The sequence below is a fragment of the Mycobacterium sp. 29Ha genome, from assembly GCF_032883055.1.
Classification (GTDB): domain Bacteria; phylum Actinomycetota; class Actinomycetes; order Mycobacteriales; family Mycobacteriaceae; genus Mycobacterium; species Mycobacterium gallinarum.
In genome coordinates this window covers 73,571-87,436 of record NZ_JAMQTI010000011.1, presented here as the reverse complement: position 1 = coordinate 87,436, position 13,866 = coordinate 73,571, and the positions used below count along the sequence as shown (strand labels likewise).

Annotated in this window: 13 protein-coding genes; 1 reads left to right on the top strand and 12 read right to left on the bottom strand. The window is 65.6% G+C overall.

All coding sequences use genetic code 11. The annotated features are described in order from the left end of the window. Positions 1–2 precede the first annotated feature (2 nt). The 8 genes from M1248_RS16065 to fadD5 all read right to left on the bottom strand — a co-directional run bounded on the left by M1248_RS16065 (position 3) and on the right by fadD5 (position 10,149). Positions 3–1,163, bottom strand: coding sequence for a virulence factor Mce family protein (locus tag M1248_RS16065; protein ID WP_317149030.1), 1,161 nt, complete (start codon positions 1,161–1,163; stop codon positions 3–5). Beyond that, positions 1,163–2,809 (bottom strand): virulence factor Mce family protein, encoded by a 1,647-nt coding sequence (locus tag M1248_RS16060; RefSeq protein ID WP_317149029.1) that lies wholly within the window; start codon positions 2,807–2,809, stop codon positions 1,163–1,165. The genes M1248_RS16065 and M1248_RS16060 overlap by 1 nt, the downstream gene beginning before the upstream one ends. Positions 2,810–2,821: 12 nt before the next feature. Continuing rightward, complete coding sequence (locus M1248_RS16055; protein ID WP_317149028.1) at positions 2,822–4,393, bottom strand: MCE family protein; 1,572 nt, start codon at positions 4,391–4,393, stop codon at positions 2,822–2,824. After that, positions 4,390–5,421: an MlaD family protein gene (locus M1248_RS16050; RefSeq protein WP_317149027.1), complete on the bottom strand. Its 1,032-nt coding sequence runs from the start codon at positions 5,419–5,421 to the stop codon at positions 4,390–4,392. Before M1248_RS16050 ends, M1248_RS16055 begins: the two co-directional genes overlap by 4 nt. Next, complete coding sequence (locus tag M1248_RS16045) at positions 5,418–6,635, bottom strand: MCE family protein (RefSeq protein ID WP_317149026.1); 1,218 nt, start codon at positions 6,633–6,635, stop codon at positions 5,418–5,420. Before M1248_RS16045 ends, M1248_RS16050 begins: the two co-directional genes overlap by 4 nt. Positions 6,636–6,639: 4 nt before the next feature. Further along, the gene (locus M1248_RS16040) at positions 6,640–7,509 is read right to left on the bottom strand and encodes an ABC transporter permease (protein ID WP_317149025.1); all 870 of its coding nucleotides are present in this window, start codon (positions 7,507–7,509) and stop codon (positions 6,640–6,642) included. 1 nt (position 7,510) lies between these two features. Beyond that, the gene (locus tag M1248_RS16035) at positions 7,511–8,308 is read right to left on the bottom strand and encodes an ABC transporter permease (RefSeq protein ID WP_317149024.1); all 798 of its coding nucleotides are present in this window, start codon (positions 8,306–8,308) and stop codon (positions 7,511–7,513) included. Positions 8,309–8,520: 212 nt separating this feature from the next. Continuing rightward, positions 8,521–10,149, bottom strand: coding sequence for a fatty-acid--CoA ligase FadD5 (gene fadD5 / locus M1248_RS16030; RefSeq protein WP_317149023.1), 1,629 nt, complete (start codon positions 10,147–10,149; stop codon positions 8,521–8,523). 174 nt (positions 10,150–10,323) lie between these two features. Between fadD5 and M1248_RS16025 the strand changes: the two genes are divergently transcribed. Next, positions 10,324–11,016 (top strand): GntR family transcriptional regulator, encoded by a 693-nt coding sequence (locus M1248_RS16025; RefSeq protein ID WP_317149022.1) that lies wholly within the window; start codon positions 10,324–10,326, stop codon positions 11,014–11,016. A gap of 77 nt (positions 11,017–11,093) precedes the next feature. Here M1248_RS16025 and M1248_RS16020 read toward each other — a convergent pair whose 3' ends face one another. From M1248_RS16020 to M1248_RS16005, 4 genes are all read right to left on the bottom strand, one after another. Further along, positions 11,094–11,531 carry an SRPBCC family protein gene (locus tag M1248_RS16020; protein WP_317149021.1) on the bottom strand — a complete coding sequence of 146 codons (438 nt, stop codon included), beginning with the start codon at positions 11,529–11,531 and terminating at the stop codon, positions 11,094–11,096. 16 nt (positions 11,532–11,547) lie between these two features. After that, positions 11,548–11,988, bottom strand: coding sequence for a thioesterase family protein (locus M1248_RS16015; protein ID WP_317149020.1), 441 nt, complete (start codon positions 11,986–11,988; stop codon positions 11,548–11,550). 25 nt (positions 11,989–12,013) lie between these two features. Beyond that, on the bottom strand, positions 12,014–12,706 hold the full coding sequence (locus M1248_RS16010; protein ID WP_317149019.1) for a class I SAM-dependent methyltransferase: 693 nt from the start codon (positions 12,704–12,706) through the stop codon (positions 12,014–12,016). 80 nt (positions 12,707–12,786) lie between these two features. Then, entirely contained in the window at positions 12,787–13,827 is a 1,041-nt protein-coding gene (locus M1248_RS16005; RefSeq protein WP_317149018.1) for an alpha/beta fold hydrolase, read from the bottom strand. Positions 13,828–13,866: the final 39 nt, after the last annotated feature.

Sequence of the window (13,866 nt, the reverse complement as noted above, 5' to 3'; positions counted from 1 at the left end):
GCTCACTCACCCCTTTCGACCAGTGGGCCGCCCGGCGCGTTGTGTGGGTTCGGCGTGAAGCGGACATCCGGGATCATCGTCGCCGGATCGCGGCCCCAGGACTGCTCGAGTGCGCGCAGCATGCCCGAGACACCCGTGCCTGACAAGGCGGCGTTGTCGAGTGCCGACAGCGTCAGGTCGACCATCAGCGATGCGTTCAGATAGTCGCCGCGGATGACCTTCGGCACGTTCTCGATCGAGAACGGCGCGGTGAGCATCAGCTTGAGCGCGCCGATGACATACGGGGACGCCCGGCCCAACTGCTTCAGCGGCCGCTGCAGGTTGCCCAGGTTGGTGTTCAGGTTGTCGCTCGCGGGCGCCAGCGCGTTGTCCGCGGCAAGGCTGACCCGGCCCAGCGCCTCCACCGCATCGGCGAACAGATCGCGCGTATCCGCGAAATGCTTGATCAGCGGCGGGAATTCGGTCAGCACCTGATCCAGCGTGTCATTGCGCTGAGCCACGATGGACAGCAACCGGTTGGTGGAGTCGATCGCGCGGGTGATGTCCTGGCTCTGCTTGTTCAGTTCATCGGTGAACGTGTCGAGTTTGTTGAGGAACTCGCGGATCTGGTCGGCCCGGCCGTTCAGCACGTTGAAGATCTCGGTCTGAATCGTCTCGAGGTTCGACACACCGCCGCCGCGCAGGATCGTGGCGATGCTCGCCAGCACCCGCTCCGTGCTCGGGAACGCCGTGCTGTTCTTCAACGGAATCGTGTCGCCCGTTCGCAGCGGTTCGCCCGACGGATCCGGCGGCGGCTCCAGCTCGACGTGCTGGCTGCCGAGCAGGCTGGTCTGGCCGATCCTGGCCAGCGCGTTGGACGGCAGCCCGAGGTTGGGCTCCAGGTCCAGGGTCAGCGTCGCCACCCAGTTCTTCAGCTCGATCGACCGCACCCGGCCGACGAACACGTCGGCCACTCGGACGCGGCTGTTGACGTTGAGTGCCAACGTGTCCGGCATCTGGACATAGATCGTCATCCGCTCCGAGCCGGTACCGGGACCGCCGGGCAGCTCGACGTTGGCGATGCCGCGCCACGGCCACACCCCGCACGAACTCAGCGTCAACGCGATCGCCACCAGCGCAACGGTGCGTAGCGCGATTCGACTCCATCTGCCACGGGTCATCATCAGCCTGCCTCAGCGGGTAGTGGCGGTCCGACCGGCGCGGGCGCCGCTGCCGGGGCTGGTGCTGGTCCGGATCCCGGGAAGGGCAGCGGACCTGTCATCGCCGCACTGCCCGGATCACCCGGGACCACCCCCGGAGCCGGGCCGGGCACCGGACCAGGCTGCGGATACCACGGCGGTGGCAGCGGAGTGTTCTCGGTGTACGCGTTCGGCGGGCCGGTCTGATGCGGGCCACCGAAGGTGGGCGGCGCGGGCGGGATCACGCAGTCGGGTCCGCCCATCAGTTCCGCGAGGCATTCGGGGAACATCATGTTCTTGGTGAACGGCTGCACGTCGACGCCCTGCATACCGGGCGCCGTCACCCAGCCGTGCTCGTGATTGCCGTGCGAGAACAAGGTGTCGCGCGACCAGATGCCCGGCACGGTGGTGTCCTTGTACCCCGGTGGCGGCTGGAGCCTGGGCTCCGAGTAGGCGATGTGCTTGGGCAGGGTCATCGCCGTCGTGGTCTGGTTGATGCCGAACGGCAGGTAATTGAACTTGATCGCGTCCAGAATCGGCGCGAGGTACTGTGCGCACATCTCGGCCGACTCTTGATATCCCAGCCGGCTGCCCGCCTGAATCGAGCTGCAGACGAACTGGATCGGGTTGGCGAAGTTGTTGATCACCGGGAAGCTATTCACACCGCCCGTGACCGGCGAGACGATGTTCATCAGGTTGGCGCCGAGGTTCGGGAACACGTGCAACGCGGTCTCCAACCCGTCCTTCGAGTCGGGTTGCAGGATAGCGTTCGTCACGTCGGCGAGGTTGTTGATGTCGTGCGTCAGCACCTCGGCGTTCTCGTCGAGGAAGCTGCGGGTGGTCGCCAACAGTGTGTTGAGGTCCTGTAGCGCGTTGGCGACCTCGCGGTCGGTGTTGGTGAACGCATTGGTGAACGTGGCCAGGTCGTCGTTGAGCGCGACGAACTGCTGATCGCTCTGGTAGAGCGCGTTGACGAACAACGCCAGGCTCTTGACCACGCCGAAGAAGTCGCCGCGGCCTTCGTTGAGCGTGAACAGCGCCTCGGACAAACCGTTCAGGGTCTTGTTGAGCTGCTCACCCTTGCCCGCGAAGCCGTCGGCCGCCGACTCGATGATGTCGCCGAACGGTCCCTTCGGTTGTTCCGGTGTGGGGCCCAGGTCGCGCAGGATGCGGTTGATGGAGTCGCGCAGTTCGTCGTACTCCACCGGCACCTGGGTGCGGTCGATGTCGATGACGGCGCCATCCTCCATCACCGGTCCCCCTGTGTAGGGCGGTGACAACTGGATGGTCCGCGAGGCGACCAGGCTGGGGTTGAGGATCGACGCCGTGGCGTTGGCCGGGACCTTGAAACCGTTGTCGTAGTTGAAGGTGACCTTCATCTTGTCGCCGGCCGGATCGATCGATTCGATCGTGCCGACCTTGACGCCCATGATCTGGATCTTGTCGCCGGGATACAGCGCCAGCGTCTCCGGGAAGTAGGCGACGACGGTGTTGGTCGTCAACTTCTTGTACAGGTTCCACCCGACGATGGCGGCCACCAGCGCCAGGATCACGATGATCGTGCCGACGATGACGGCAGCACGGGATACCTTCGGCAGCTGCATGTTTCGTACGTTGAAGATCGTTGCCATCGGTTACACCCCCTACTGGCCCTGTGAAAGTGGTGGAAGGAACGGCGGGTTGCCCGGCAGTGGCGGCTCTCCGGCCGGCGGCAGGTTCGGCCCGGGTCCCGGCGGCGGTGGCGGTCCGGTCAGTGCCGGCGGCAGCGGAGCGATACCCGGCGTGAAGTCCGGCGGCAGCGGAGGCTGCGGTCCCACCGGAACCGTGCGAGCGCCCGGCGGAGCAGGCGGCAGCGGGGCGGGGGCACCGGGCATATCCGGCGACACCTGACCGGGAATCGCGGCGGCCGGCACACCCGGCGACGGCTGCGGGCCGTGCACGTTGGGGTCGGACGTGACGACGTTGGGCGGACCGTACGCGGGTCCACCGAACGGCCCGATCGACAGATTCGCACACGGCAGCGGATTGCCCGGGGTCGGGATCCCGTCGGGCGCCGGCGTATACGAGCATGGCGCACCCTTCAGCACGCCGGGTCCCGGGTTCTCCGGCGTGCCCTCCAGGACGGCCGGCCCGGGCGCCGGAGCGCCGTTCGGGAATCGGGCCCCGTTCGGATCCGGGAACCGCCAAGCGGGCAGACCCGCGTCGCCCCAGAACTTCTCGGGGTCGATTCCGCGCTTCTTGAACGCGGCGTCGACGAACGGCTGCAGGATCTGGCCGGGCAGCAGGTTGACGAGCATCACCTTGAAGTAGGGACCCGACGCGACGGCTTCACCGAGGGACGCCACGAAGCTGGCGACCGTGGTGAGCGTGTCCATCAGGTCGAACCGGCGCTCGGACAGGACATCGCTGACCACGCGCAGTTGTTCGAGCACGCGGTTCAGGTTCGGGTTGTCGTCGATGAATCCCTTGACCTGTTCGGAGAACGAGCCGACGCGTTCGAGCAGCATGCTGACCGCGTACTGGCGTTCGTTGATCGCACCGAGCAACTGCTGGGCGTTGACCAACAGCTTGTTGATCTGGTCGCCGCGGTTGCCGAGGATTCCGGCGATCTGGTTCGCATTGGCCAGCAGCTGCTTGATCTGGTCGTCGCGCTTGCCGATGGTGTCGGAGAACCGCGCCACGCCGTCGAGTGCGGCGGACAGGTGCGGATAGGTCTGATCGATGGTCTCCGACAAGACATTCAGCGACCTCTTCACGGTCTGGGTGTCCCAGCCCGAGGATGCTTCGGTCACGTCGAAGAACGCGTCGTAGATCTGATACGGCGTCGTGGTCTGACCCAGCGGCAGAGTCCCGTTGGCTTTCAACGGTTCTGAGCCGCGCGGTTCTATCTCGATATTGCGGCGGCCGAGGATGGTGTCGGTGCGGATGGCCGCCCGGCTCTCGGTGCCGATCTGCGTACCGTCCAGCGAAAAGCCGATCAGCACCTTGTCACCGGCAATCTCCGCGCTGCGCACCACACCGACATCCACACCCGCGATGCGCACCTTGTCGCCGTTGTTGAGGCCACCGGTGTCGGAGAACTCTGCGTAGTACGTGGGTGTCGCGAACAGCATCGGGACGCTGGCAAAACTTTGCCCGACACCGATGACCAGGATGAGGACGAGAATGCCCATCAGCCCGTTACGGACGCGGTTCGATCCCTCCAGGGTTCTCATTGCGGCGTGCACCTACCCGACGGCTGGCTGAAGAGTTTGACGGTGCGTATCGGACCGCCGGGCTGCAGCCCGTTCATCCGGATCGAGATGTCGCAGGAATAGAAGTTGAAGAAGTCACCGTAGATGCCGCCGGCCCGGCCGATGATCTTGAACGCGGTGGGCAGCCTGGTCAGGATGTCGTTCAGCTTGTCCCGCTGGTCGACGAGCGGCTGCTGAACCGCCTCGAGATGACCGACGGTGCTCTGCAGCAGCGGTCGGTTGTCCGCCAACAGATCCGCGATGGTGCCCGCGGCGTCGCTGATGTCGGCCACCGATGACGCGATGGGATCGGCGCGGTCGTTCAGCCCCGTGATCAGGGTCTCGAAATTCTGCACGGTCTCGTCGAACTGCTGCTGGTGCTTGACCGTGGTGTCGAGCACGGTGTTGAGGTTTTTGATCACCTCTCCGATCGCCTGGTCACGGTCGGCCAGCGTCGACGTCAGCGCTGCGGTCTGGTCGAGAATGTCGTTGATGGTGCCGCCCTGGCCCTGGAAGATTGTGATGATCGACTCGGCGATGGTGTTGACCTTGTCCGGATCAAGGGCCCGGAACACCGGGCGGAATCCGCCGATCAACGCGTCGAGGTCGAGGGCGGGTTCGGTCTGCGTGACCGGGATGGTGCCCCCGCCGGGCAGCCGCTTGTCGCTCTCGCCGCGCTTGAGCTCCATGTACCGGTCGCCGATCAGGTTCAGATAGCGGATCGAGGCGGTGGTGCCGTCGAACAGCGGCAGTGATCGGTCCACATCGAAGTCGACCCGAACCTGCGAGCCGTCGTTGATGAGTTCGACCTTGGAGACCTTGCCGACCTCCACACCCGACGCACGAACGAACTGTCCGGCGCGGAGCCCGCTGGCGTTGGAGAACACCGCCGAGTAGCCGGTGGTGCGGTCGAAACGCATCTGCCCGAACACCACGATGATGATCGCGGTGAACAGCAGCAGCACCAGGGAGAAGGCGCCGAGCTTGATGGCTGTACCGGTGATTTTCATGGGTTGATCGTGTTCTCCCCGATTTGGCGTCCCCAGACGTACTCGATCAGGAGCGGCTGGCCCAGCTCGAAGTGGTTGTACGGCGCGATCGACGCACCGGTGTCCATCACGAGGTGTGGTGCCGGCCATAGGTCGCGCGTAATCGGTTGCCAGCAGCCGGGTTTGCCCTCGGGGCCGCCCCTGGCATTCACGCGTGGCAGGTTGTCTGGATAGACGTAGGGGTTGCCTGCACCGAGACCCATGAGTGCCGACAGCGTCCGCAGCGAATAGCCGTTGCCGCCCAATGACGCCGCCACCTTGGGTTCGACGTCGTGGAAATTGCGGATCGTGCAGAACAGCGCCGGGCTGTACTCGTCGAGGATCTCCGACGGGCGGATCAGATCCTCCGCGCCGCGCACCAGGTACGGGCCGCCGCGCTCGAAAACGTCGGCTCCGGTGTTGCCGAAACCGACGGCCGCCATCAGCGCCTGGTCGATGGTGCCCTGCTCCTGGTTGAGCGTGCGGGCCGTGGTCACGGCGTTCTGCAGGCCGTCGAACAGATCCGGTGCCGCGTCGGCGTAGACCTCGCCGAGATCGGCCAGCAGCTGGTTGTCCCGACGGAGCTGGGGCATCTGCGGATTGATGTCGTCGAGGATCGCGTTGCCGTTGATGATCGACTGACCGAAGCGGTCACCCAGACCGTCGAGCGCCTCCGCGGTGGCCGCCAGCGTCTGATTCAGCTTGATCGGATCCACCTGAGACGAGACCTCCACGACCGTCTCGAACAGGGTGTTGAACTCGGTGGTCACCTTCGTCACGTCGATCACGTCCGACGGCGTGATCCGTTGTGGTGACGGGTCTTTCGGCGACGTGAACGAGATGTACTTGTTGCCGAAAACCGTGGTCGCGCTGATGTCGGCGGTGACGTTCTTCGGAATCAGATTGATGTACTTGGGGTCGACGTCCAGGACGATCTTGGCCCTCGGCTCACCGTCGACGTCCACCGCGTTGACGGTGGCCACCCGGCCGATCTCGACACCGTTGTAGGTGACCTTGGCGCCGGGGTCCATCGACAGACCGGCGCGCGCCGACATCATCGTCAGCTGCTCGCGCGGCAGGAAGTCCCCGCGGAACTGGAAGTAAACCAGCACCACGGCGGCGATCGTCAACAGCGTCAACACCAGCCCAGCCAGCTTGTACGGCGGGGTGCGGGGCGTATTCAGGGGTGCGGTCATGGCGCTACACCGTCAGATTGAAGTTCGGGTCGACGCCGTAGAGCGCCAACGATGCGAACAGGACCACACAGACGATCGCGACCAGAGAGGCGCGCATCGAGCGGCCGACGGCCTCGCCGACGCCCACCGGCCCGCCACTGGCGAAATAGCCGTAGTAGCAGTGGTTGAGCATCACGATGACCGAGATGACGATCGCCTGAACGAATGACCACATGACGTCGTCGGCACGCAGGAATGTCCGGAAGTAGTGCTCGTAGGTGCCGATCGACTGTCCGTAGAAGAACGTCGTGGTCACCTGGGCCGACAGGAAGCTCATGATGATCGCCATCGCGTACAGCGGGATGATCACGATGAAGCCGGCCATGATGCGCGTCGACACCAGGTACGAGATCGATTTGATGCCCATCACCTCGAGGGCGTCGATCTCTTCGCTGATTCGCATGGCGCCGAGTTCGGCGGTCGCGCCGGCACCGACCGTGGCGGCCAGCGCCTGACCCGCGACGACGGGTGCGGCGATGCGGACGTTGATCAGAGCGGCGAAGAAGCCGGTGAACGCCTCGACACCGATGTTGCCCAGCGATGCGAAGCCCTGGATCGCGACCAGCGATGAGCCCGACAGCGTGACGAACCCGACGATCGCGACGGTGCCGCCGATGACGGCCATCGCGCCGGTACCCATGCCGATCTCGGCGATCAGCCGCAGTGTCTCCTTGCGGTAGTAGCGCAGCGCGTGGCCGATCGAGCCGATGGCGGTGACGACGAACCACGCGACGTGTCCGACGCTGTCCAGGAATCGCGCCGGGGCCATGACGACACCGGTTCCGCGAGAGACCGCCCGCGGGAACCGAGAACGCAGGACCTGGGTTGTCGACACGTCAGCTCCCCGTTCCGAATCGGACACCGATCGTGGTCAGCACCACGTTCACCGCGAACAGGGCGATGACGCACAGCACCAGCGTCTCGTTGACCGCGGTACCCACACCCTTGGCGCCACCGGCGACCGTGAGGCCGCGGTAGCACCCGACCAAACCGGCGATCAGACCGAAGGTCATGGCCTTCACGACGGAGATCAGCACCTCGGGCAGGCCGGTGACGAGGGTGAGAGTGGAGACGTAGGCGCCCGCGGAGACGTTCTGCAGGTAGACGCCGAAGATGAAGCCGCCGACCAGACCGATGGTGATCACGGCCCCGTTGAGCAGTAGCGCGACGAACGTCGAGGCGATCACGCGTGGGACCACCAGGCGCTGGATCGGGTCAATGCCGAGCACCTCGAGAGCGTCGATCTCCTCGCGGATGGTGCGGGCGCCGAGGTCGGCACAGATGGCCGTCGAGCCGGCGCCGGCCACCACCAGCACGGTCACCAGCGGCCCGAGCTGGGTGACGGCGGCCAGCGCGGCACCCGCCCCGGAGATATCGGCCGCGCCGAACTCGGTCAAGAGGATGTTGAGCGTGAAGATGAGGAGCACGGTCAGCGGGATGGACACCGCGACGGTCGGCAGGAACGCCACCCGCATCAGGAACCAGCTCTGGAGGATGAACTCGCGCCACTGGAACGGCGGCTTGAAAGTCGCTTTGGCGGTGAGCACGCACATCCGCACGAATCCGCCGACCGCAGTCAGACCTGGCCGAATCTGGTCGCGGACGTAACCGACCATGTCGGTCGACGCCGTCACCGACATCCTCCTACGACGAGACCCCGCCCATCGTGGCGCGACGGCAAATCCTGTCGCACGCGGCCTCCTTGCCCCGACCCGCTGACTGTGACCAGCGTCTCCCTACTCGCCAGTAGTAAGACAGACCACAGGACTGTACCCGATGCCATCCCCGCGTTGCATGGCATCTGGAAGATTGTGTCCTTAACCGTTAGCAAATCCGTCCCAATTCCCTAAACCTTTTGTGCGCCAGCAGAAACCGTTGGGGGAGCACCACTTTCGCCTGCGTCAATCTGCTTTCCGCCGCCGAAACGCACCCGTAGTTCCGTTTTGAGTACTTTGCCAGCAGGGTTGCGGGGGAGCGCGTCGACTATCTCCAGCGCCTTCGGATGCTTGTATCTGGCGAGGCGTTCGGACAGGAATTTCTCGAGGTCCGCGAGCCCGAGATCACCGTCGCCGCCGAGCGCGATCACGGCCACCGGCACCTCACCCCACTTGTCGTCCGCGCGGCCGATCACGGCCGCCTCGGCGATCGAGGGATGCGCGGCCAGGACATTCTCGACCTCGGCACAGTAGATGTTCTCACCGCCGGAGATGATCATGTCCTTCTTGCGGTCCACCACCCAGATGTAGCCCTCGTCGTCCTGACGGACGAGATCGCCGGAATGGAACCAGCCGCCTGCGAAGGCTTCGGCGGTGGCCTTGGGGTTGTTCCAGTAGCCGGCCATCAGCGTGGGTGCGCGATAGACGATTTCGCCGACCTGGCCGATCTCGACGTCGTTCATGTCCTCGTCGACGACGCGCGCGGACACCGTCGGAATAACCTTGCCGACCGAACCCAGCTTGCGGATCGCGTCGTCGCCCAACAGCATGCACGTCACCGGCGACATCTCGGTCTGGCCGAAGGCGGCGAGGATCTGTGTCCCGGGGAAAGTCTCAGACATGCTGCGCAGCAATGTATCCGAGGCCGGTGCGGCACCCCACGAGAGGACCCGCAGCTTCAGGTTCCTCGGACGCACGCGTTGCTCGGCGACGACCGCCTGCCATTGCGCTGGCACCAGGAAGATGCCCGTCACAGCTTCGGCGTCGAGGACGTCGAGCAGTGCGCCCGGGTCGAACGCGCCCAGCGGGTAGAGCACCGTCGGCCTGCCGAGCAGCAGGCCGATGATCATGTTCCCGATGCCCGCGATGTGGAACAGCGGCACCCCGACGAAGCCGACGTCGTTGTTGAGATCGGCGCCGTTGGTGAACAGGAACGTCATCGCCTGCCCGGCGAGGTTGTGGTGGGTGAGCACCGCGCCCTTGGGCCTGCCGGTGGTTCCCGAGGTGTACATGATCAGCGCAGGCGAGTCGTCGGGGATGTCGAGGCCCGATGGCGCGTCGCGCGCTTCGGCGATCAGGTCGTCGTAGCCGATGAGGCCTTCTTCGGTGGTGCCGCCGGCCACCACGACAGTCGTCAGCGTCGGATCGATGTCGCGGACCGCGGTCGCCACATTGGCGAGCACCGATTCGGTGATGACGACCTCGGCCTGACAATCGCTGACCAGGAAGGCGATCTCGGGCGGGGTCATCCGGAAGTTGACCGGCACGGCGATGGCGCCGAGTTTGTTGATCGCGAGGAACGACTCGATGAACTCGGTGCGATTGAGCATCAAGATCAGTACGCGGTCGCCGAATTGGACTCCGCGCCTGCTCAGGGCACCTGCGAGGGCGGTGACGCGGCTATCGAGTCCACCCCAGGTCGTGGTGCGGCCGAGGAAACGCAGGGCGGTTTCGCCGGGCTGCATCAAGGCGTGCCGCGCGAGCTGGTTGGTCCAGTTCTGCCGTCGTGCGAGGTAGGGCTGTTCAGTCGGGGCGGGCATCGAAGGCGATGTCAACGGCGAGTGTCCCCTCCCCTCCCAAGCTGGGGCCCACCGGCCCGGTTGCGCTGCGTTCGTATTTGATCAAGGATATTTGATCAGATTTGGTGTTGCCCCGGTCACAGTATGGCCTCGGCGGCTCGGGTACAACCCTATGCCAGACGGACCGGAGAGCCAGTGAACGCACCCTCGAAAGCACGGGCGAAGCCCCGACGCGAGGTGCGGCGCGAGCAGCTGTCCGAACAGGTGGCCGCCCGGCTGCGCACCGACATCATGACCGGTGTCCTGCGGCCGGGGACCTTCATCCGACTCGATGAGACCGCCGCTGAGCTGGGCGTCAGCATCACGCCGGTCCGCGAGGCGCTACGCACCCTGCGCGGCGAGGGCATGGTTGCGCTCGAACCGCACCGCGGTCACGTCGTGGTTCCCCTGACCCGCGGCGATGTGGAGGACATCTTTTGGTTGCAGGCCACGATCGCCAGGGAGTTGGCGGCGACGGCGGCCGAGCGGATCACCCCGGCGCAGATAGCCGAGCTGGAGCAGCTCAACGAAGCACTGGCCGAGGCCGTCGACCACCATGAGCCCGACGCGATCGCGTCCGCGGAGTTCGCGTTCCACCGGGCGTTCAACCGATGCACCGGTCGCATCAAGCTCGCGTGGTTCCTCTTACATGTTGCGCGATATTTGCCAGGCCACATCTATACGGAAAGCCCGCAGTGGGGGGTTTCCGCGATCGCCACGCACCGCGCGATGATCGCGGCGCTGCGCAAGGGCGATGTCGAGACGGTGGTCAGGCTGACCGGCGGCGAGTTCGACGACGGCGCGCAGCGGCTGATCGCCCGGCTCGACGAGACGAAGTTGTGGGGCTGAGTTCTTGGCGCGAACGTGGGTTACCCGCACGCAATTCACCTCATTTGCGTGCAACGAGCCCACACTCGGGCCCGCTATCAAGCGGTGAGTTCCTCGGCGCGGGCCTTCAGATTGTCCGCCAGGTAATCGAGCGTGTCGCCGATCGCCTTCTTCACGAACTGCGCGGGGATCGGCAGTTTGGTCTCGACGTCGAGGTCGACCGTCAGCAGCGACGTCGCCCCCATCGGGACGACCGCGAACTTCTGCTCCTGCTTCTCGAAGAACTCACCCTGCTGCAGCACTGTCTGGATCTGATTCTGGTCGGGGTAGTAGACCGCGGTGATGAAGGTGCCAGACTGCCCCTGGACGACAACGTCGAGACGCAGCTGGCTGGGCCGGCCGTCGTCGTAGCGCGCCAGCACCCAGCAGCCCTTGATCTCCTCGTTCCACACCGGATACGACTCGAAGTCCGCGACGATCCCCATGATCGCCTCGGCGGGGGCGGTGACCTCGACGGTCTTGCTCACAAACGGCATTGCACGAGCATATCGACTAGTCGACGCACGCCTTTTCGAGCAGCGAGCGGATCACCGCCGGGATCGGCATGGGTCGGCGGCTCGCCCGGTCGACGTACACATGCACCCAGTGGCCGACCGCCGCGACGGGTGCGTCGGGCCCACCCGCCTGCCACAACCCCATTCGGTATGTCACGCTGCTGGTGCCCAGCCGGGCCACTGCCAACCCGACGAAAAGTGGTTCAGGGAACCGTAATTCGGCGAAGTACTTGCAACCCGATTCGGCGACGACACCCAACCAGGGCACATCCGTCGGGTCGATACCGCAGTTGGTGTTGATCCAGCCGTTGATCGCCGTGTCGAACAGTGCGTAGTACACCGCGTTGTTGAGGTGGCCGAACATGTCGTTGTCGGTCCACCTCGTCGACACCGGCCAGTGCACCGGAAAGTCGGCACCGGTGAGCTCGCGCTCCTTCATGGCAGCAGTCTCGCAGGCGCCGCCGCTACCTCACAGTCTGCGGGCGCCCGTGATCTCGTGTCGCACGACCCATGGCAAGGGGGTGGACGATCGCCGGCATGCCGCGCCACACCACGTGTTGGGCCGCGACGGTGAAGCCGCAGGCGCGCATCCGCCCGACGGTGTCGCGGTTGCAGCGGCAGCCACCTGCGAAGTGGCGCCACGGTCCGGCCAGCTTGTCCTGGACCGCCGCCAGCAACCGCGAGCCCGCCCGCACATGTTCGATGAACAGCAGCTGGCCGCCGGGCCGGAGTACGCGCGCAATCTCGTGCAGCGCAGCTTCGGGGTCGTCGACCGTGCACAGGGCGAGCGTGGAAACGACGGTATCCACTGATGCGTCGGCGAATGGTAGTCGCTCTGCTGGAGCATCGACAATTTCTGTGGCACAACGATTTTGGTCTGTCCGACGCGAGAGCTTCTTGCGCATTCCCGGCTCGGGTTCGGTCAGCAGCAGCTCGGTGACCGCCTCGGGATAGTGCGCGATGTTCAGCCCGGTCCCGGAGCCGATCTCAACGACGCGACCGTAGGCGTCGGCGAGCAAGGCTGCACGCCGTCGACGCATGCCTGCGGTTTCACCCAGCCAGAGGAACGGGTCATACACGAGGGCGAAGATCCGCAGCCACGCGGCGGACGGCTGGTTCTCCCGCGCAGTCGATTTGATGCTGGCGATGTCGGTCATTCCGCAAAGCTAGGCGCGGCCACCGGGCGCGCGCATCGCCCGATGCGGCCATCTTGTGCAGATGGCCCGTTGCGGCCACGTCACAAGATTCCGAGACGCGCGGCTTCGGCGACGGCGGCAGTTCGAGAAGTGCGGCCCAGCTTGCGGCGGATGTTCGCGACGTGACGGTGGACGGTGTGCGAGCTGAGCACGAGGTGTTCCGCGATTTCGCGATCGCTGAGACCACGCGCAATGCACGAGAGGATTTCGCGCTCACGAGCCGACAGGACCTGCTCCTGCGCACTCGTCGCGTGTGGCAGCGCCGGTGCCGGTCCTAGCGCTTCGCGACATGCGCGAACAACGGAATCGGCGTCACCATGCCACGGGAAGTGCGCGCTCCCTTTCAGCGGGATGAATGTCGCGCCCGGAATCGCCGCCGCGACCTCGCGCCCGAGTCGGTACGGCACGGCACGGTCGTCACGGCGATGCACCACCCACGTCGGCGCGCGGACGAGCGGAAGCTGGTCTCGAACATCGAGCCGGTAGACGAGAGCCAACACCGCTGCCGCGGTCTCGGCCGTCGCAGACTCACGCTGCAGCCGACCGAAATGCTCCTGCTCATCAGCGTTGGCCCCGCCGAGGAAGATGTCGCCGAGCACGCGTGATCCCAAGCCCCAATGTGCTTGTATCGCAGCCAGTATCGCGTCGCCGACCCCAGGCGCCGTGATCGCCGTTCCATCCGGGTACGACCCGTACAACACCATCCGCTCGACACGATCGGGAAACGCCGCGGCAAACGCGACCGCCGTGCAGCTCCCGGACGAGCCGCCGATGAGCGAGACGCGTTCGAGCCCGAGCTCGTCGACGAGCGCGCGCAACGTCGCGACCTCGCTGTCGAGGGTCAGGTCGGAGTCGTGCAGCGTGTGGTCCGACATGCCGACTCCGAGCCGGTCGTACCGGATCAAGGTGTATCCCTCGGCGATTCCGTCCCAGAATCGACGGAAATCGGGGTTCTGCCAGTCGAGTTCGAGGTGACTGACCCACCATGCCGGGGCGACCAGCGGTGGACCGCTGCCACGCACCTCGTACGCCACCCGGCGTCCGCCGACGGGCAGAAACCGGATCTCGGACCTTTCCAGCATCACCAGCAGCGTAATGCGAATTCGCCGGCGGATTGTCGA

Coding starts and splice junctions, on each gene's coding strand:
- M1248_RS16015 (WP_317149020.1), bottom strand. CDS start 11,988: ATGAAGGAGCGCGAGCTCACCGGTGCCGACTTTCCGGTGCACTGGCCG.
- M1248_RS16055 (WP_317149028.1), bottom strand. CDS start 4,393: ATGAGAACCCTGGAGGGATCGAACCGCGTCCGTAACGGGCTGATGGGC.
- M1248_RS16005 (WP_317149018.1), bottom strand. CDS start 13,827: ATGCTGGAAAGGTCCGAGATCCGGTTTCTGCCCGTCGGCGGACGCCGG.
- M1248_RS16020 (WP_317149021.1), bottom strand. CDS start 11,531: ATGCCGTTTGTGAGCAAGACCGTCGAGGTCACCGCCCCCGCCGAGGCG.
- M1248_RS16050 (WP_317149027.1), bottom strand. CDS start 5,421: ATGAAAATCACCGGTACAGCCATCAAGCTCGGCGCCTTCTCCCTGGTG.
- fadD5 (WP_317149023.1), bottom strand. CDS start 10,149: ATGCCCGCCCCGACTGAACAGCCCTACCTCGCACGACGGCAGAACTGG.
- M1248_RS16045 (WP_317149026.1), bottom strand. CDS start 6,635: ATGACCGCACCCCTGAATACGCCCCGCACCCCGCCGTACAAGCTGGCT.
- M1248_RS16010 (WP_317149019.1), bottom strand. CDS start 12,706: ATGACCGACATCGCCAGCATCAAATCGACTGCGCGGGAGAACCAGCCG.
- M1248_RS16065 (WP_317149030.1), bottom strand. CDS start 1,163: ATGATGACCCGTGGCAGATGGAGTCGAATCGCGCTACGCACCGTTGCG.
- M1248_RS16060 (WP_317149029.1), bottom strand. CDS start 2,809: ATGGCAACGATCTTCAACGTACGAAACATGCAGCTGCCGAAGGTATCC.